Origin of the sequence: Oceanobacillus sp. FSL W7-1293 (genome assembly GCF_037969815.1) — a bacterium.
Classification (GTDB): Bacteria; Bacillota; Bacilli; order Bacillales; family Amphibacillaceae; genus Oceanobacillus; species Oceanobacillus oncorhynchi.
Genome location: NZ_CP150212.1, coordinates 4,231,489 through 4,251,671 on the forward strand (window position 1 = coordinate 4,231,489; position 20,183 = coordinate 4,251,671).

Here is a 20,183-nt window from a genome sequence, read left to right on the forward strand (position 1 = left end):
ATGATAACACGGACAAATCGATGGCTCTATTTATCCGCAATAATCAAGACCGCACAGGTGATAAAAAATCATCCGTCGTACTCAGCAATAATCAATTACAAAGACGATTAGAGTTTCCTTCATGAAAAAACTTTACAATAGTATGCTGTAGAATGCGGTTTATTATTTCCTGCTTACCGTGCTACCCACGATACTCCTGTAATAATTTATTTAGGGATTAAAAAGTCTGTTACCGTGAGAATATCAGTTATCAGACTTTTGCATAGTTTTTTTACCTTTTGTTACTTACTTGATAGGATGTGCAATATTTATTTTTTCATTACATAGTAAGTATAATTGGTTTAGCAAGGGTATGAAACCCAACAATCGTAACTACAGCCACTTAATATACTTAGACCTGGCTAAAATACTTTCCTATAAGAGTAAACAGTTGAGGTTTATTATCAAATTCACTTTCTTTTAATTCTTCAAGGTATTTTTCTGCAATTAAATATTTATTTCTATGATCATCTATAAAATCATAAATTAAATCCTTTTTCTCTATTCCATCCATTGTCAATGGTTGAAAGATTGATTTTTCTCCTTTGACTACTGAGACACTCATATTTTCATTTAACGTAAAATGCTCCAATACACCTATTTGTTCAGCACTTCCATATTTTTGAATAGCATTTTCTATTGCTTTATAAAGTATTTTGGGTTCTAAACAATCCTCAATTTCTGTTGGTCTATGATACCCATTTTTCATTAATTTATTCAGTTGGATTGTGGTACCTTCTCTATCAAGTTGGATTCTAGCAATCTTTAACTTATGCTTTATCTCACTTTCACTATCAAGAATATTAAGCTCATCATCTGTATCAACGAGACATAATATTTTACCATTTAGTGATTTGTGTTCAGTTTTTTCTGCAAAGGGAACTCTTAAGTAATTATAGAGTTTCACAACATTTCTACAGCCGCCAACTGCAAATATTTTTAGATTATTTACTTCTTGCAAATAATGCTCTAAATATAATTTATCATCGCTTCCTTCACATATAATCCAATTTGTTTCATCTGCTCTCATCGAGCTTAAAATAGAGGAGGTTAGTTCAAAATAACTTTTTATAATTATATCTTCAGGTAAAGCTCCTCTTTTTTCAAAGTAATTATTTAAATTAAAAGAGCTAATTGTTACCCTTCTTTCTCCTCTTTTTCTTTCAAGAAATTGAAGAGTTCCGGTATCCGTTATTGGAAGTGATCCATACCAATGTGTAGTTAAAAGCAATTGATTTTGATTGGATAACTTTTGAAGTCTATCAAATTGGTTAAAAGCATTAGAAATATGCAAAGAATTTTCAGGCTCGTCTATTGCCAAAATTATATTTTTCTCTCTACTTTGGCTTTCTAATAAAAATGCAGTTGCTACGTCAATTAAAGCAATCCTTTGTTCTCCAGAACTTAATTCAAAAATTTCTTTTTTATCTTTTTTAAGAGTTCTAATTGAAAAATATGCTTCTAATATCTTTTTTCTGACATCTGAAGAAGTAAGGTTTTTCTTATATGCTCCTTCAACCTTAAATGCATACGTATCCTCTATTTCTCCTATTATATTATTTATGGATTCGATATAATCATTTAAAGAATTATTTAAAAAATCAATCACACTTACTGATTTTTTTCCATTCTTAAATTCTTTTCTATTTAATATTGAATCTATACTGTTTAAAATATCTGTACTCATAAGCTCCTGCATCTCTTGATTTTCAATTCTTAGTATACTACTTGTTGTCGTTTCAACAGGTATATATATGTAAGAGTAGTAATCTTTAATTATATCCAAAAGATCATCATACTGAAAATCCTCTATTTCTTCGGGAATATTTCTTTGAATATCTGCGGTAAAGGTACTAAAGAATACTTTATTTTTATTTTCATACTCTTTACCTACTAAAAAGAAATAATAGTCATCAGGATTATATTTCATCTTTAGTTCATCTCTATATTGGAAGAAATTTCTAAATTCATCAGACTGTAAATTGGGATTTATATCAGAACTAGCGTCCCAAAAATAATCACTTAGAAAAGAGAGAAATAACTGAACTTTTTCATCTGAAAAATTCTTTTGGAAGTCATTTTTTTCTATAAGAAAAACAGGAGCCAGGAAGGCTTCATTTTTTTCCCGCTTTTATTTTTATTCCACTCCCCATTGTTGAAAAAAGTGTTTAATCCTTCCATTATTGAACTCTTACCTATCCCGTTGTTTCCAACAAAAACTGAATATTGATTGTTATAATCATTACATATTGGGATAAAATATAACCCTTGGTATGTTTTATAGTGCCTTAAAAACAAGCCCGTAATCATTTAAATCACCTAGCAATCCGTAATTATTTCATTAAAATCTGCAAAACCAGCTTATACTACAAACAGCACGTTATTTCCCACTATAACAAGCCTGATTACCAATTATCTTAAAATAGCCTAATTACTTGGTGGTAAATAACATGTTAAAAAAGTAGCTTTTTAATGATGTTAATAGCGTATAAGAACTTTAAGGTTCTATTTTAATCAACCCTTCAACCCATAATACTCCACATACCAATCCGTAAACTGCTGCAAGCCTTCCTCTATCGTAGTCTCTGGTTTAAACCCAACAGCTGCTTGAAGTTGATCTGTAGATGCATAAGTAGCAGGAACATCACCTGGTTTAATCGGTTCAAATTGTTTGTTGAACGCGACCTCTTCCCCTAATGACTTCCCTATACACTTTTCTAGCGTTTCAATAAAAGTCATTAGTCTTTCAGGGCTGTTATTTCCTATATTAAATACTTTATGCTTCACTTCACCATTATCTCCGGATGGAGCGTGACTAACCAATCGTTCAATACCTTCCACAATATCATCGATATAAGTAAAGTCACGATATAAATCATTCTCAAAGTCTCCGTTGTTGAAGATTTGAATCGGCTCATTATTAAAGAATTTGTTTGTAAATCCGAAATATGCCATATCTGGTCTTCCCATTGGTCCGTAGACGGTGAAGAAACGTAATCCAGTAGCTGGAATTCCATATAAATGGCTATAAGTATGCGCCATTAATTCATTTGATTTCTTTGTAGATGCATACAGGGATACTGGATTATCTACAAAGTCTGTTTCCTCAAATGGCACTTTTTTATTTGCTCCATATACAGAGCTAGAAGATGCATAAATCAAATGATCGACTGGATAATGACGGCATGCTTCTAGAATGTTGAAGAAACCAATGACGTTGCTTTGCATATATACATCTGGGTTCTCAATTGAATATCTTACACCTGCTTGTGCAGCAAGATTAACGACGATAGATGGCTTATATTCTTTAAATAAGCTCATGACTTTTTCTTTATCTGCAATATCTGCTTTAATAAATGTAAAGTTCTCATATGGTTCTAATAAGCTCAGACGAGTCTCTTTTAGCTTCACATCATAATAATCATTGACATTATCAATTCCAACAACTGTCAGACCTTGATCAAGGAGTTTTTTGGAAAGGTAATAGCCAATAAACCCGGCTGCACCTGTAATAAAATATACTTTCTCCTTTGACACTACCTTTCATCTCCTTGTCCAGCTGCTTTTAATGAACGTCCGACAGAATGATACTCTACACCGCTATTTTTCATTTCTGCTACACCATGTAGGTTACGGCCGTCAAATACAAGCGGTGTACGCATTAGTTCTTTATATTGAGCAGGAGTTACTGCTTTCACTTCTCCCCATTCTGTGAAAATAAAGCATACATTAGCATCTTGTAATGCTTCTTCCGGGCTGTTTACATATGTGATACTTCCACTCTCATGTTTACCTTCAGGATATACTTTAGCAAAGTTCTTATCTCCAACCGGATCATACGCATAAATATCTGCACCTGATTTAAGCAATAGAGGTACGTTTTCTAAAGATGGAGCTTCACGCAAGTCGTCTGTGCCTGGTTTGAATGTTAGCCCCAAAACAGCAATTTTTAAGCCGCTAAAAGTAATCAAACGTTTGCTTGCTTTTTTATAAAGGGCAATTTTTTGCTCTGTATTAATATCAATCGCAGCTTTGACTGTTTTCAACTCATAGCCATTTTGTCTTGCGATATATTCCAATGCTTTGGTATCTTTAGGGAAACAAGAGCCGCCATAGCCAATACCTGCATTTAAGAACTTGCTGCCGATACGCTCATCATAACTCATCCCTTTAGCAACATCCTCAATATCTGCACCAACTAACTCACAAAGGTTGGCAATATCGTTCATATAAGAGATTTTCAAAGCAAGAAAATCATTCGATGCATATTTAATCATTTCTGCAGAACGACGGTTTACAGACACAATTGGAAGGCTGAATGGCGTGTAAATTTCGGTTAATACTTTTTCCGCCCATTCACTTTCTGTTCCAATAACAATACGAGCTGCTTCTAATGTATCTTTTACCGCTGAACCTTGCGCAAGGAATTCAGGGTTTGATGCGACTTCTACTCTTACATCTTTAATTAGGAAATCTTTGATAAATTGTTCAACCTTATCGTTTGTTCCAACTGGTACGGTAGATTTTACAACAACAAGGCAATCCTGTTCAACAGACTCCGCCACTTGTCTAGCTACTGTAGCAATAAAGGATAAATCAGCTGAACCATCTTCATTTTCTGGAGTACCTACCCCAATAAATACAGCTTCTGCTTCTTTATAAGCAGCTTGATAATCTGTAGTGAAGTGTAATCTGCCCGCTTCAATATTTTTTTGCATTAGTTCTTCCAATCCAGCTTCATAGATTGGAGAAATTCCTTCTCGCATTGTTTTCACTTTTTGTTCGTCTATGTCAACACATGTTACGTTATGTCCGTTTTCTGCCATGCACACGCCGGTTACTAGACCGACGTAGCCTGTACCTGCTACTGCTAGGCTTTTCATAGTACCCACTATAAATCACTTCCTATTTATTATTTATCTTTTTACTTAATAAAATCGTAATAAAAATCAATATAATATTTAATAATGAACTTGATATTCCAAAAACTGCAACCGTTATTGTATCTTTATGAAAGAAATAATAAGCTACTGTTAATAAAGTTAGCCTAATAAATAATGATATTATTGTAAATAATAGGTGAAACCTTTGCGCTTTTAAAACGGGCAAAGATCTAACAGATGGTTGTAAAATTAAAGATGTAAAACTCCATAATCCAATCCATCTAGCATATTCTCCAGCGGTAACCCAATCTCCACCGAATACAAAACCAAACAAAAATGGTCCAAATAACAAAATAATTCCAAAGGGTACAACACCAATTGAAAATAAAATAAACGTTGCTTTTATTAAAATCCTTGAAACATTTCCTTTATTATTAGCTACTTCTGTAATATTTGGATAAAAAACATCGCCAATTGACTTACCTATCAATTGAGTTGGCATATTTAAAACAGTCCTGCCAATATTATAAAAACCTACTGTGGCAGGTCCAAAAAATGAAGCTAGCATTAGGATGGGCAACCCTTCAGAGATGGAATTAATAAGGGTTTGTGGTGCACGATAAAGCGGAAAATCTTTATAAGACTTAAATAGCCACTTTAATGAACCTTTATAAGTTAATTTATTCTTTAAATTCCTAGTGCTTCGAGATAATAAAAACATTAAAAATGCTTTTAATCCTTGTGTTATTGCTGAAAATAAAATAAGGACTGAAGCAAAGGGATAAAAATAACCTACTCCCACTTTACCACCATTTATGATTAAAGATTGAAGTAAAGTAGCTTTAGCATTTATTTTAAATTGCTTTTTCCTAATCATCCATTGTTCTATTATTTGTAGACATCCTGCTAAAAATAAAACAAGAGGAATATAATACAAAAAAGAAGAAATTTCTTGTAAATTAAAAGTATCTATGATTAAGTCAGTAAATAAGAGAAGTACTATACTGATAACCACTGATATAGCTATAGTCGTCACTAGTGATAGTTTAATAATTCCTATAGCTACTTTATCGCTTTTAGGAAGAACTATTGCAATAGGTAACGTTAAAGCAGCTATTGGTGAAATCATATTGACAATAGCTATAAAAGTTCCCATTAAACCATATAGCTCAGGACCATATAATCTAGTTATAAAGGGAGATAATCCCATACTAATTATTTGAGCCATTGCAGTACCCGTTGACAATATTAATACATTACGTACAAAGGAATTTTCTTTTAATAATAAAAACTTATTTCTCATTTTCCATTCTCTTTTCCAATCATTTACTAGCTATTTTTGAGTTTATAATAAGCATTATGATATTTATTTGACATTTTTTCAGCACTCAAATGCTGATTGATAATATCTAGTGCAGATGCTGACATTTTTTTATAGTCAGCTTTTAACATATTATTAATACTAGAAGAAAGTACTTTAGAATCTTGAAGTGGCGTAATAATTCCTGCTTCACTATTATAATCTAATATTTCAGTATGTGATGATATATCAGATAAACATACTGGTAATCCTGAAGCCATTGCTTCTAAGACTGTATTAGGAAGACCTTCTGACAATGAAGTAGAAATAAAATAATCGGCTACTTTTAAATAATCGGCTACATTATTTTTCTTTCCACATAAAATCACATTGTCATGGTTCTTTATTAAACCATTTAATTCAGAGATTAACGGACCTTCTCCTATTATATATAATAAAGATTTATTACTTTCTTCACTATTTAAAAACCCTTTAACTAAGTTAATTGGGTCCTTCCTAGGTATTATGGAACCTACAGATATAAAAATGACTTTATCTTTTGGTACACCTAACTTTATTTTTAAATTTTCCGTTTCCTCGGTTGTTGGTGAATAGTATTTTTCTGTATCTACACCATTTTGAATATACTCAAAATCAAAATTGTTTTTATTATAAAATTCTTCTTTTAAAGATCTTGAGCAAGTTATAATTTTTTTAGATTTACTTATAGTTTTTAAATGTCTTCTTGCTAGAATAGATCCTTTAAATTTTCCGAACTTCAGTGGGTAATCGTCCCATGGATAATTACGTAATGTTGATATTTTAGAATAATTATCTAAAATATCAACGACCATTGTATCTGGTCTTATCCCTTGTGTATGAATTATATCTGGTTTATTTTGATTAACATACTTAATGACTAACTTTTTTCCTTTAATGACCCCTTTTACTCTCGATAAGTTTAATGTATCTACTCTTACTCCAAGTTTTTTAAAATCATCTATTTTACTATCATTTGGTTCTGGTGATAGAGTTAAAATAGTATAACTATAATTTTGATTATCACCATAACGGACAATATTATAAAGTTGGTTGGTTGGTCCTGTACTTTTTAATGTTGAAACAATATATAATATTTTTGTCACTTTACTTCATGTTCCTCTCTTTTTATTTTTTTTGATCCCACTTTTGTTATTAATAAAAACAGATAAATAATAACCACCATAGGCCACAAATTAATAAATTCCCATCTTAAAGTTGCTATGACAGTAATATATATTAAAAGTATCAAAAGTGATGCTGTGAATAAATTGGGTCTTTGAGAAAATTTATTATATGTTACTCCCACAATAATACCTAATACTAAAGAAATTATTATTAATGCTATAATTCCTCCATCAAGGTAGAAATTATATATAGAAGTATAAAATGCATTATGTGTATAACCGTTTCCTATATCAATAAAATCCCTGGTGTAATGGGAGATACTTTCACTTATATTCACTACACTATCATCGAAACGGCGCGTAAAATATACAAATATAGTATCCAACGGAGTGAATGTTACCCTACCAAAATAAAACTCCCCCATATGCAGATTGTGAATAAAAGTGTCTAAAGCTATAAATGGTGCAGTAAAATAACGAATCAAATACTCATATGCTATAAATAGTATAGATTCTTCTTTTCCTGCTCTAATAAAACTCATAATAACCATTGCTATACTCGTAATAGGAATGATAAAAAATAAAATCCTTTTATTTTTTTTAAAAACATTTCTAGGTATTATTCTTTTAAATTGACTTATTATTATAAATCCTATTATTAAGAAGAGAATTATTTTTAAAAAATACCATCTTCCTAAAGTCATCACTGAAAAAATAATAGCATTTAAAATACTCATTAATAATATTTTTTTTGTTTTATAATTAAGATAAAATCCAACTATACCTAACAAGATTCCTAAATTTATTAATGGCTCCAATATAATGTCAAAAAGGAGAAGTCGAACATTACTGGATTGGTATAAAATATCGCTATCAAATAATGCTAGTCTATAAGTGCTTGAATCCATGCTCATTATGTTAGGAATTGCTTTAATAAGATAAGGAATAAGTATTAAAAAAACAATAAACTGCAAATAATATAAGATACTAAGTTTTTTTTTAGCGATATTTGTTAATTCATTATTTATTGTTATTTGTTCAGTCTTATATTTTTTAATAGATACTAAATTCCCTATTGAGAAAAAGATTATAAATAAAAGTATTAACAAATAAGTATCATTACTTGGTATATATAAACCTAGCAAACCAAATAAAGATAAAAAAGCCCATCCTCCCCACCATGTAGCAACAATAGACGTAGGATTTTTAAACGTTCCTACCTTTAATTTAGATATTAAAATAAATATTATAGGTATAATTAAAAGTAAAAAAGTAATCATAATCCCCCCTTTATTTATTAATATAGAAACCTTATTTCAATAATTTTGTTATATTTTCATAGTAATTATTCATAGAAAATTTCCCGCTAACAAATTCACGTGCGTTTCTACCCATAGTTACAACATCCTCATAGTCTGATAAAAGCTCTAATACTTTATCGGCAATTTTTTTTGCAGACGGGCTTAAAGGTTTTTGAAGAGAACTTTCAGTTAAATTCACAACTTTTTTTGTTGGAGTTTTTTTATATAGCTTGTACTCTGCTTCAACCAAAGCCCCAGTAATACCATCTTTTATTGTTTCAGGAATCCCATCTATATTAGTTCCTATTGTTGGTGTTTCTTGAAAAGCTGCTTCTATGGTAACATTACCTAAAGCCTCTCTCATTGATGGTAAAATCAATAACATTGAAGAAGCCATATATTCATTAACATTATTAACATTTCCTTTAAAATGAATATTAGAATCTAAATTAAGTTTAATTGATAGATCTTGTAAACTTTGCTCACAAGGTCCTTCTCCTAAAATAATTAAATCAATATAAGGATCTTTTTTAATCAAATATGACATCATATAAATCAATGTATGGGGTGACTTTACAATATCTAATCTACCTGCAAATAGTAATCTTTTTTTATTTTTTTTCTCTTTTATTAAGTCTTGTTTTGGTACACCATTATAAATAATTTTAATTTTATTTTCGGGTGCTTTAAACCTATTTTTCAACAATATACCTGCAGCCTTAGAATTCCCTATAATAATATCTGCTTTAGATATCCATAATTTTGTTAATAAGGAAGTTACATTTTTCACGTTCCAAGAGGTGCCATGTTCGTGACATATCAACTTTAATTCTTTATGTCTTATTTTTATAAAACTAGCTATTACATTTCCTATGAAATTTTGACCATAAATAATCTCTATATTTTCTTTCTTTATTATTTGATTGGCCAATTTAATTGGTGAGATATCAAATTTACTGGTTTTTTTGCAATTATATACATTTACTCCTAACTTGTTTAATTCTTTCTTAAAATAATCTGATATATTTAACCCTAAAACATATTGAAAAGAAATATATTCGGGATTTTTTTGTTTCATATACTTTAGATAATTTAAAAACATTATTTCTAAGCCAGCGTTTCTAGATAACGACATAATGTGTAATGTTTTTTTCATAATAACCTCATTTCAAATTTAGAAAATATACTTCACAATACTTATTGGAAGATATTTATATATAAGCCTTTTTATCTTTTGTTTTAAAGTAATAGTAATTTTATATCTATTAATACATTCTTTTAAAAGCTCATCATAATTATAAAAATCTGTAGTTCTTCCCTCTAATTTTAATGTGTTTTTTAATAAAAACAAATAAAAATTAATTTTATTTTCAGGTTCTACCAGACTATAATGTTTTTGTATTAAAAAATGAGTTGCTTTATGATTCATTGAACCGCTCATTCTATTATTGGTATCATAATGTATAATAACACTTTGTTCGTCATTAAAACCTAAATTATATTTTTTATCAAATCTAATGGCCAAATCCCAATCTTGGTGTTTTTCTTGTTTTTCATCAAATAGTATCTCCAAAAAATTATTAGCTACAAATATAAAGGTAGATGTTCTACTATCTCCCAACCTTGAAAAAATGTAATTAGCCATAGACATATTTACTGGTTTTTTTATTATGTTTTTTGAATGGGTTTCACCACTCTGATCTTTAGTATAAAAAGATCCATATACCCCTTTAACTTCACTCTTTTCAATCACATTAATTCCTGCTTCTAGATGATTAGGTAGCCATTCATCATCGCTATCTAAAAATGCTATATACTTTCCTTTAGATTTTAAAGCTCCTTTATTTCTAGAGACTGCACCTCCTAAATTTTTTTCATTTTTTAAATAAGTTATATCTATATGAGATGTTTTTTTGAATCGATTAATTGATTCAAACGTATTATCACTTGAATTGTCATCCACGACTATAATCTCTATATCTTGAATTGTCTGACCCAAGACACTCTTAATAGCTCTTTCGATACTAATTTCTCTATCTTTTGTAGGTATAATCACACTTACCTTGACCAAATGACCACCCCATTAAAATATATATTTTATATTATTTACCAATAATATATAGTTTTCTTTTCCCTTCAAATACAGCATCAATACAAATTTTATCTCCATCCCTATTCCATCTAGGATGTAAATCACATCTAAAATCATTATCATATTTAAATGGCGCAAAAACTTTTGCTATAGTCTTAATATTATTATTTTCGATAATATACACTTTTGACAACCTACTACGATTAGGGTATGTGTCTGTTACCACTTTATTTCCATCTGGAGAATAACTCGGGTGTCCATCTGCAGCTAATTCAGGCCACTTATGTTCAAAATCATCACTTCTATCTTGCATTAAAAAATACCCGTTTCCATATTCTTTCTTTCTAGCATAAGCAATAATTTCATTATCATTTTTCCAATAACAATGTGAAGTCATATCATCATCACTAAGATTGTACATCTCATTTCCATCTGTATTAATCGTTATGAGTCTCGTAAATTTCTTTGAACCAAGTACCCATCTATGTAATACCATAAATCTATTTGCACTTGGATTTAACATTATATGATTAACTTTATGCTCTGCGCCAACCATATCTTCTCTAGTCTCAAAGTTATAGAAGTCTGTATAATTTAAAAGTGATTCAGTTTTACCAGTTTCTAAATCAACCTTCCAAATACAAGTTTTATCAGGTACTTTCTCACCTTTTGATTTTTCTTCCTTATTAGAATAGCCGTAACCCTTTCTTAATCTATGTAGCCTTGAAAAATCTAACGAAAGAGCAAAACTACCATCATTTGCAACACTGTAAACTGGCATATCGATTACTTTCTCTTCATTTGAATAAATATCAAGTATTACTGAACAATACCTATTGTTACGAAAATCATTATATATAATTTTCCTATCATAATTAGGACCAAGCCATTGTAACATACTTCCTTGCTGAACATTCCAAGTATTAGTTTCAGCAATTTTTTTATAACTGTTATCATTTTTTGTATCAATTAATATTATTTCAGCTTTTTCTTTTGGGGCAGTTGATTTTGTTGTATCCCCCACCCTTAAACATAACATGTATCTATCAGTTATATCCCAAGGTGATTTATCATAGTATCCAAAAAAGTACTCTTTGCCATCTTTGGGTGTAACACGTTTAATATTCCCTTCATATTTTATTTTAGGAGATACAGCATACATAGCTAACTGATATGATCTTTTCACTAATTTTTTTACTGCTGGTGCTTTATTTAAAAAAGTATTAACTTTATTCTCAATACCCAACCTAACCAACCCTTTTATTTAGTATCTGTTTTTCTTAGATAATTATTTGATAACCATTCTAAAAAGCTAGTAGGAGCAACCAGAACTATTACCTGGCTCGTTGCGACAACTATTAAGTCCCATAAACTTGAATAGCCTTTCCTCCAAAAATTGTATATCATTGCAGTGTAACTTTTACATTTTGTCCAGCTTTTTCTTCTCTTCAGATTATCTTCATTTGCTCTGAATAATAGTAATGACTTATTAATATTTTTTCCTCTACAACCATTATGCAGCATACGAACAAACAAATCTAAATCTTGATTTCTTCTAAAGTCACCATACCCTCCACACTGTAACACTTCTGTCTTCTTATACATCACACTTGGATGATTAAAGGGGTTTCTTCTTTTTGCAAACTTCAAGATTTCCTTATGATCAGAAGGCACAACTCTTGATGTGGCGATTTGCTCTGGTTCATCATAAAATTCATCTATATTAGAACCTATAATAGTAAGACTCTTGTCCTTCATAAATTCTTTTACTTGAAGTTCGCATCTTTCGTTTGTGGAAATATCATCTGTATCCATTCTTGCTACTAATTCATATTTGCATACTTTAAGTCCTTCATTCAAAGCTTTTCCCAATCCTACATTGTGCTCTAAGGGAACAATGGAAAATAGGTTAGTATAGAAACTTTGATATTCTTCTATTACACTATCAAGTTCTTCTGGAAGTTTCCCATCCTTCACAATTACAATTTCACTTGGTGGCAAACTTTGATTTATCATGCTTTCTATACTCAGCTTAAAATAATCGGGATTCTCATTTTCATATATTGACATTAATACACTATATTTTTTTTCTTTACTCATAAGTTATTCTCCACATTCTCTGTTAACTCTATCGAGGTTCTAAAGTCCACAATATTGTAATCTCTAACGTGCCCAGATAGATTTTTATCATAAACCAGATCTCCAAAAACCTTATTTACTGTTTGTATTTGAAAAAGCTTTATAAAAGGATTAAAAAGTTTAATCAAAGACAATTTTTTCCCGTGCACTTCGGCTATAATTTTCACCATTTCACTTGTTTTTACATAGTCTGCATTTTGCGGAAAATACAAACCAACTTCACTATAATTGATTAATCTCTTTATAAACTCAGATAAGGTATCTATAAAAATCATACTACGTTTATTTTCGATATCAGGAAAAAAAGGTGATTTAATTGCTAATTTAGCTAACTTTGGATAATTTCCTTTACAGTCTGCTCCATATATCATTGGCGGGCGAAGTATTGCTATATTAAACGTTGAACAAGTTAAATCAGCCAAACCTTTTTCAGCTTCTAGTTTTGATATTCCATAATTCGTCTTCGGTTTTAGTGGTGTGCTTTCATTAATTACTCCTGTTTCTAGACCATACACACTCATGGAACTTAAAAATACGAAATGATTAACACCGTCATTTTTTGCTTTCTCAGCAACCTCTATAGCCAAATCTCTATTAACCTGATAATATAAATATTCGTTTTCTTTGGTTTCTTTTTGATGCGCAATCCCAGCAACATGCAACACCGCATCAAACTCCGAAAAATCTCTCTCTCTCCAAGTTCCATCACGTAAACTCATTTTTTCTATACTTATCTTAGGATCTTCATTGACCCACGCAGCAAATGAATTGCCAACATAACTGTTTTCGCCAGTAATTAAGACATGTTTCATTTTGACATATACTCCTTATCCGCTTCTTGCTGCTCTTCTTTTTTTTCTTTCTCCACATAGCCTTCTACTACACCATCACTCTTTACTACACTGATAAATGTTCCTAAGAAGCATTTAATATCCATGAAAACGCCCATTTTTTTGACGTACTCCCCATCTATCTTTGCTTTCACGTCAATAGGCAATTCATCTCTGCCGCTAATTTGCGCGAGCCCGGTTAATCCAGGTTTAACATCATTAGCACGATATTTATCTCGCTCTTCAATAAGGTCATATTGATTCCAAAGTGCTGGTCTCGGTCCAACGATACTCATATTGCCAATCAATATATTCCATATCTGCGGAAGTTCATCTAAGGATGTTTTCCGCATGAACTTGCCAACCTTCGTAATATACTGATCTGGATCCTTCAATAGATGGGTAGGCGTATCTTTTGGTGTATCAATACGCATGGTGCGGAACTTCAGTATATTAAAATATTGCTTGCCTTGTCCGACTCTTTTCTGTTTAAAAAGAATCGGACCTCTTGAATCAATTTTTATAGCTATAATTAATAGAAGATAAAAAGGCGACAATATAATAATTCCTAAAGCAGATAAAACAATATCAACAATACGTTTCGCAGTCTTAAATAACATGCTGGATTCCTCCGTGGGGCTTTTATTATTTCACTCTCACATCATTCACCGTCTCTACCAAAAACTGATAAAGCTCATCGCGAATCTCTTCATTCTCCAATGCCAACTCAACCGTCGTCTTCACAAAACCTAATTTCTCTCCAACATCATACCGTCGTCCTTCAAAATCGTACGCATAGACTGGCTGAGTCTCATTCAACATCTGAATCGCATCTGTCAATTGAATCTCTCCGCCTGCTCCAATCTGCTGCTTATCAAGGAATTGGAAGATTTCCGGATTGAAAATATACCGTCCCATAATAGCCAAATTGGAAGGCGCTGTACCTGCTTCCGGCTTTTCAACAAAGTTATGTACTTTATAGCGACGACCTTCTACTGTACTTGGATCAACAATCCCATAGCGGGATGTATCTTCCTCGGGAACCTGCTGCACACCAACAATCGAACTCTGCGTTTCCTCATATTGATCAATGAGTTGACGCAATCCAGGCGTATCAGCCTTTACAATATCATCACCTAGCAAAACAGCAAATGGTTCATTACCGATAAATTTACGTGCACTCCAAACAGCATGTCCTAAACCCTTAGGCTCTTTCTGGCGAATATAGTGTAAATCAACATTAGATGCATAATTTACTTTCTCCAAAATATCGAATTTCTCTTTTTTCACTAAAGTATCTTCTAATTCAAAGTTATGATCAAAATGGTCCTCAATCGCACGCTTACCTTTTCCAGTAACAATAATAATATCCTCAATACCCGATTCAATTGCTTCTTCGATAATATATTGAATCGTTGGCTTATCAACAATCGGTAACATTTCTTTCGGCATAGCTTTCGTTGCCGGTAAAAATCTAGTTCCTAATCCAGCTGCAGGAATAATCGCTTTTTTTATAGTTTTCATTATTACTTATCTCCTTTTCTACGCTTTCATCGCTTCAAGCACTCGACGTTCCGCAAAAACAATCTTCATCATTTCTTCTTTCAACTCAACATTATTATAATCCTCATACTTTTCCAGTAAATCTATAATCAATTGTCTATCTACTTCTACTGTACGTCCAACATAAATTTTCTCATAGACTTGACCAGGAAATACCTCGTCCTCATTTAGTAGTTCTTCATACATTTTCTCTCCAGGGCGTAAACCGGAATACTTAATCGGAATTTCCGCTTCCATATAGCCAGATAATTTAATTAAATTCTTAGCTAAGTCAGATATTTTGACAGGTTCTCCCATATCAAGCACAAAAATTTCCCCACCTTTGGCAAGTGTACCTGCTTGAATTACTAATCGGGATGCTTCTGGAATCGTCATAAAAAATCTTGTCATATCTTCATGGGTTACCGTAATCGGTCCGCCTTGTTCGATTTGCTTCTTAAACAACGGAATAACACTGCCTCTGCTTCCAAGCACATTTCCGAAGCGTACAGCAACAAATTTCGTAGTACTTTGTTGAGCTAATCCTTGAACAATCATCTCCGCAATTCTCTTACTTGCACCCATCACATTGGTTGGATTTACTGCCTTATCAGTAGAAACCATCACAAATTTAGACACGCCAAATGTATCCGCAGCTTCTGCGACATTTTTCGTGCCAATAACATTGTTTTTCACAGCTTCATGTGGGTTATATTCCATTAAAGGAACATGTTTATGTGCTGCTGCATGGTAAATAATAGCGGGTTGGTGCTCTTGAACAATATCAAAAATACGTTCTCTATCTTGAATATCACCAATAATAGGAATGATTTCTGTATCAATTTGTTCTAAAGTAGTTTTTAATTCCATATCAATATTATAAATGCTAAACTCACCATGTCCGACCAGTAATAGCTTTCTTGGTGAAAAGCGCATCAACTGTCGACAAATTTCAGAACCAATTGATCCCCCTGCTCCTGTTACCATCACTGTAGTCCCCGTTACATATTCAGAAATAGCTCCAATATCTAATTTAACAGGCGCTCTTCCTAGTAAATCCTCAACTTCGACATTTTTTAGATTACTGACAGAAATTTTACCTGTCATTAAATCTTCAATTCTCGGAAGCAATTGTACAGAAACTCCTGTTTCATTACACTGATTGATTAATTTCTTTAAAGCTCCATTATTTAATGAAGGAATAGCTATAACAATATGTTCAACTTGAATACTTTCTACAATTTCGGAGATATCTTTAGACATACCGACAACTGGTAAGCTAAGTATTTCCATCTTTTGTTTGGTTAAATCATCATCAATAAACCCAATCGGATAAAGCTCGGCTTTTTCACTTTCATTTTGCAGCTGGCGGGCAATCATAACTCCCGCAGCACCCGCACCAATAATTAACGTCCGCTTTTGATTTTCCCCTTTTTTATTGATATAACGATCTCTTGTTAACCGCCATACAAAACGGGAGCCTCCAATAAGCACAATATGTAAAAGCCATGTGATAACTAACGCTCTTCGAAATATCTGATCGTTGATAAAAAACTGCACTACGCCAACAGAGATAATAGTTAATGTTACAGCTTTTACAATGGCAATTAATTCTCTAATACTTGCATAAGACCAGACTTTATTGTATAACTTAAAAACAAAGGCAAAAATATGATGAAAAATTAAAAAGGCAATCGCACTTATCCAAAGTTCATCCGCTAGAAAAACATCTGGATACGATGGGTAAACCATCCAGAATGCAATAAAGACCGATGACGTTACAATCAGTGAGTCTAATAATATTAAGAGTGCCAATCTTTTTTTATATGTCATGGGAGAGTCTCCCTTCCTTTCAACTTCCTAATCTGTATAGAAAATGACTAGATTTGCTTCTTTTAAAACAACCCCAAAAATTTCTTTTTCTTTGGTAAACGAGGTTCCATACGATTCACATTTTTATTGTTTATCAGCAACTGACTATTTTCTTGAAATAAATAAACAAAATCAGCCCCATATTTTTTTTCGATGCTATCAAATGCTTCGTTCATGACAAATTTTCTTGACTTGATGTTATGTGCATCCGATGCAATAAAATGGGTTTGATTACATTCAATCAATTGTTCTGCGTACTTTTTGATATCCTTGCCAAATTTACCGACTAGACTGCCTGCAGTAACTTGACTTAACGCACCATTTTTAACGAAATCATATAATAGATTAGGATTTTCTAATAACTCAATATTTCTTTCGGGATGCACAATAATAGGTGTAAGTCCCTTCATTTGAATGTCAAAAAGCATCTGCTTGGCATACTGCGGAACACTGGCACTAGGAAATTCAATAAAGAGAAATTTGGTTTCATTTAAAGACAAAATCTCATCATTGTCTATCCCTTGCAGAATTTCACCATAGATTCTTGTCTCTTGACCAGGCAATACGTCCAAAGGAATACCCTCATTCTTGAATAATTCATTTAAGATGGAGACATTAGTAAGGATGGATGCCTTATCATTAAAATAAGAGCCGTTATAATGATGCGGTGTCGCAATCACCGTATGAATCCCTTGTTCAACAGCCTGTTTCGCCATGGCAATACTATCTTCCTCTGATTTCGCACCATCATCAATACCTGGTAAAATATGCGTGTGTATATCTATCATCCGTTGACCCTCCCAACGTTAAAAAAACATTGCGCTGTTTCGCTTTACGTTACTTTCCATTGGTTAAATTATAGCTCATTCCAAAACGATTCACAACGAAGTATTCATTATCTTCCTTCTCTATCTCCTCATTATGAACTAAATTGAAATTCTAATAAAAAGAGCACTTATCTAAAGAGCTCTTTTTACTTTTAGCTGCCATAATAATAGTAATAATTGGCTTCTTTTTTATCTCTGTCATTTAAAACGACTCCAAGAACGTTCGCATGAACAGATTGGAGTGCTTCCAATGCTTGTTTTGCGGCCTCATTCTCTGTTTTTTTACTGCGTACAACTAAAATCACACCATCTACATAATTAGCTAATATTTTCGCATCGGTAACTGCAAGGACTGGCGGCATATCGAAAATAACCATATCATATTTTTTTTCTGCTGCTTCAATAAAAGCCTGCATTCTCCTTGAGCCTAATAATTCAGACGGATTGGGCGGTATCGGACCACAAGAAATCACATCTAAATTAGTAATATCGGAAGCTTCTACGGTTTCTTCGATGGTTGTTTCGCCTACTAATATATTACTTAAGCCGCGTAAGTTATCTAAACGGAAAGTATAATGAATGGTCGGCTTACGCAAATCAGCGTCGACTAGCAATACTTTCTTTCCCTGCTGCGCATACACGACAGCCAAATTTGCTGTTGTCATTGATTTTCCTTCGGCTGGTCCAGCAGAAGTGAGCAGCATGCTTTTAATTTCATTATCTACGGATGCAAATTGTAAATTGGTTCTCACCGTACGATACTGTTCCGAAATAGGGGAACGAGGATTGCTATTTGTAATTAGATGCCGCATTTTACTGCCCGCATTAAACTGTTTTTTTCGCGCCATTTAAACCTCTCCTCCCTGTTGTTTCTGCTGATCCCAGATTAGCTTGCTGCTGTCCTCGAATATCACTTTCATCGACATGCGAGATGACACCAAGTACCGGTACGTCTAGCTGTTTTGCGATATCTTGTTCGGTTTTGATGGTGTTATCAAGGTATTCTAATAAAAATGCCATTCCTACACCCAACATCGCTCCAAGTACGACACCAATTGCGATATTTAATACGGGGTTGGGGGCAACTGGTGATGGATTCTCTGCTAATTCAGCCTGTGTCAAAATAGCAACATTATCGACATTCATAATCGATGGGATTTCTTCTTGGAATATTTCTACCGTTGTATTGGCAATGTTGACAGCCTGTACAGGGTCCTCATCTGTTGCCGTTACTGTAACGACCTGTGAGTCCTCTTCACTGCTGACATTAATTTTATCTGCTAATTGATTGGTTGTTAGATTTAACCCCAGTTCATCAATCACTGGATCTAGAATAGCCGGACTGCTAATTATTACATTATATGTATTTATAATTTCAACATTTGTTCTTAAATCGGATTGCGTAAACTGTCCCGCATTCTCTTCTTGTTGCGTCTGATTAACAATAAACTGTGAACTGTTTTCATATTGCGGGGTCAGCACCAGGTAACTAACGATAGCTGCGATAAAAGCCGCACCCAGCATAAATGTCAATATAAGCAACAGGCGCTTTTTGATAACTTCAGCTATCTCCTTTAAAGATATCGTTTCTTCCATTTCTTTACCTCCATTACTTTATTAAAATCATTTTCTTGAAATCTTACTATCTTATAATTATTTGGATAATTGCTTACAAAAGAATGAATATCCATTATATAACATATTTGGTATGAATAACATGTATTTTTCACTAGTCATTTATTCATGCCACACGAAAAACACACTTATTTTTTAGGTGTTTTTTGCCATAAGTCGAATTATATCATACTGAATGTATTTTACCATATATATTTTGTGAAATTTTTGTCCATCAACAAAGAAAACGTTTTCGTTCATCATTATGTCAAGACTAAACGATTTATTACAATTTAATTACACTTTGCTTTAGTTAATATCATATTAAAAATAATAGATAAATAGATTAGATAGTTTAATATTAGAAAGCTTTGCTATATATTAGTTTCCAGTTATTAATTTTTTCAGCTAATTAATATCTTTAAACCAGTTAAAAAGAATGTTGAATCAAGAAATTGCTTTTATATAAAAACTATCTTCTATATTAATAAATGCCAATTCCAATAATGAATCAAAAGCAAAGCATTCTTCTCTACTATCCTTTATCGAATGCTTTGCTTCACTTAAAAGAACTTCCT

At 32.2% G+C, this 20,183-nt stretch carries 17 protein-coding genes; all 17 read right to left on the minus strand.

Features of this window, described 5'->3' with window-relative positions; genetic code table 11:
- Positions 1-391 precede the first annotated feature (391 nt).
- Positions 392-2,146, minus strand: a complete 1,755-nt coding sequence (locus MKY65_RS20465; protein WP_339185331.1) for an AAA family ATPase — start codon at positions 2,144-2,146, stop codon at positions 392-394.
- Between the two features lie 407 nt (positions 2,147-2,553).
- The gene (locus MKY65_RS20470; protein ID WP_339180164.1) at positions 2,554-3,576 is read right to left on the minus strand and encodes a GDP-mannose 4,6-dehydratase; all 1,023 of its coding nucleotides are present in this window, start codon (positions 3,574-3,576) and stop codon (positions 2,554-2,556) included.
- The gene (locus tag MKY65_RS20475; RefSeq protein ID WP_339185333.1) at positions 3,576-4,922 is read right to left on the minus strand and encodes a UDP-glucose/GDP-mannose dehydrogenase family protein; all 1,347 of its coding nucleotides are present in this window, start codon (positions 4,920-4,922) and stop codon (positions 3,576-3,578) included. The genes MKY65_RS20470 and MKY65_RS20475 overlap by 1 nt, the downstream gene beginning before the upstream one ends.
- 22 nt (positions 4,923-4,944) lie before the next feature.
- Positions 4,945-6,225: an oligosaccharide flippase family protein gene (locus MKY65_RS20480; protein WP_339180165.1), complete on the minus strand. Its 1,281-nt coding sequence runs from the start codon at positions 6,223-6,225 to the stop codon at positions 4,945-4,947.
- Between the two features lie 26 nt (positions 6,226-6,251).
- On the minus strand, positions 6,252-7,367 hold the full coding sequence (locus MKY65_RS20485) for a glycosyltransferase (protein ID WP_339180167.1): 1,116 nt from the start codon (positions 7,365-7,367) through the stop codon (positions 6,252-6,254).
- Entirely contained in the window at positions 7,364-8,668 is a 1,305-nt protein-coding gene (locus MKY65_RS20490; protein WP_339180169.1) for an O-antigen polymerase, read from the minus strand. The genes MKY65_RS20485 and MKY65_RS20490 overlap by 4 nt, the downstream gene beginning before the upstream one ends.
- 31 nt (positions 8,669-8,699) lie before the next feature.
- Positions 8,700-9,845 (minus strand): glycosyltransferase, encoded by a 1,146-nt coding sequence (locus MKY65_RS20495; RefSeq protein ID WP_339180172.1) that lies wholly within the window; start codon positions 9,843-9,845, stop codon positions 8,700-8,702.
- Between the two features lie 18 nt (positions 9,846-9,863).
- Positions 9,864-10,760: a glycosyltransferase family 2 protein gene (locus MKY65_RS20500; protein WP_339180173.1), complete on the minus strand. Its 897-nt coding sequence runs from the start codon at positions 10,758-10,760 to the stop codon at positions 9,864-9,866.
- Between the two features lie 31 nt (positions 10,761-10,791).
- Positions 10,792-12,027, minus strand: a complete 1,236-nt coding sequence (locus MKY65_RS20505) for a hypothetical protein (protein ID WP_339180175.1) — start codon at positions 12,025-12,027, stop codon at positions 10,792-10,794.
- Between the two features lie 14 nt (positions 12,028-12,041).
- Complete coding sequence (locus MKY65_RS20510; protein WP_339180177.1) at positions 12,042-12,881, minus strand: glycosyltransferase; 840 nt, start codon at positions 12,879-12,881, stop codon at positions 12,042-12,044.
- Complete coding sequence (locus MKY65_RS20515) at positions 12,878-13,732, minus strand: NAD-dependent epimerase/dehydratase family protein (protein ID WP_339180179.1); 855 nt, start codon at positions 13,730-13,732, stop codon at positions 12,878-12,880. The genes MKY65_RS20510 and MKY65_RS20515 overlap by 4 nt, the downstream gene beginning before the upstream one ends.
- Positions 13,729-14,370 carry a sugar transferase gene (locus tag MKY65_RS20520; protein WP_339180180.1) on the minus strand — a complete coding sequence of 214 codons (642 nt, stop codon included), beginning with the start codon at positions 14,368-14,370 and terminating at the stop codon, positions 13,729-13,731. Before MKY65_RS20520 ends, MKY65_RS20515 begins: the two co-directional genes overlap by 4 nt.
- A gap of 25 nt (positions 14,371-14,395) precedes the next feature.
- Positions 14,396-15,274 (minus strand): UTP--glucose-1-phosphate uridylyltransferase GalU, encoded by an 879-nt coding sequence (gene galU / locus MKY65_RS20525; protein ID WP_339180182.1) that lies wholly within the window; start codon positions 15,272-15,274, stop codon positions 14,396-14,398.
- An 18-nt stretch (positions 15,275-15,292) separates the two neighbouring features.
- On the minus strand, positions 15,293-17,125 hold the full coding sequence (locus tag MKY65_RS20530) for a nucleoside-diphosphate sugar epimerase/dehydratase (RefSeq protein ID WP_339180184.1): 1,833 nt from the start codon (positions 17,123-17,125) through the stop codon (positions 15,293-15,295).
- A gap of 62 nt (positions 17,126-17,187) precedes the next feature.
- Positions 17,188-17,952: a CpsB/CapC family capsule biosynthesis tyrosine phosphatase gene (locus tag MKY65_RS20535; RefSeq protein WP_339180185.1), complete on the minus strand. Its 765-nt coding sequence runs from the start codon at positions 17,950-17,952 to the stop codon at positions 17,188-17,190.
- A 191-nt stretch (positions 17,953-18,143) separates the two neighbouring features.
- Positions 18,144-18,839 (minus strand): CpsD/CapB family tyrosine-protein kinase, encoded by a 696-nt coding sequence (locus MKY65_RS20540; protein WP_339180188.1) that lies wholly within the window; start codon positions 18,837-18,839, stop codon positions 18,144-18,146.
- Positions 18,817-19,587 (minus strand): Wzz/FepE/Etk N-terminal domain-containing protein, encoded by a 771-nt coding sequence (locus MKY65_RS20545; protein WP_339180190.1) that lies wholly within the window; start codon positions 19,585-19,587, stop codon positions 18,817-18,819. The genes MKY65_RS20540 and MKY65_RS20545 overlap by 23 nt, the downstream gene beginning before the upstream one ends.
- Between the last annotated feature and the right edge of the window lie 596 nt (positions 19,588-20,183).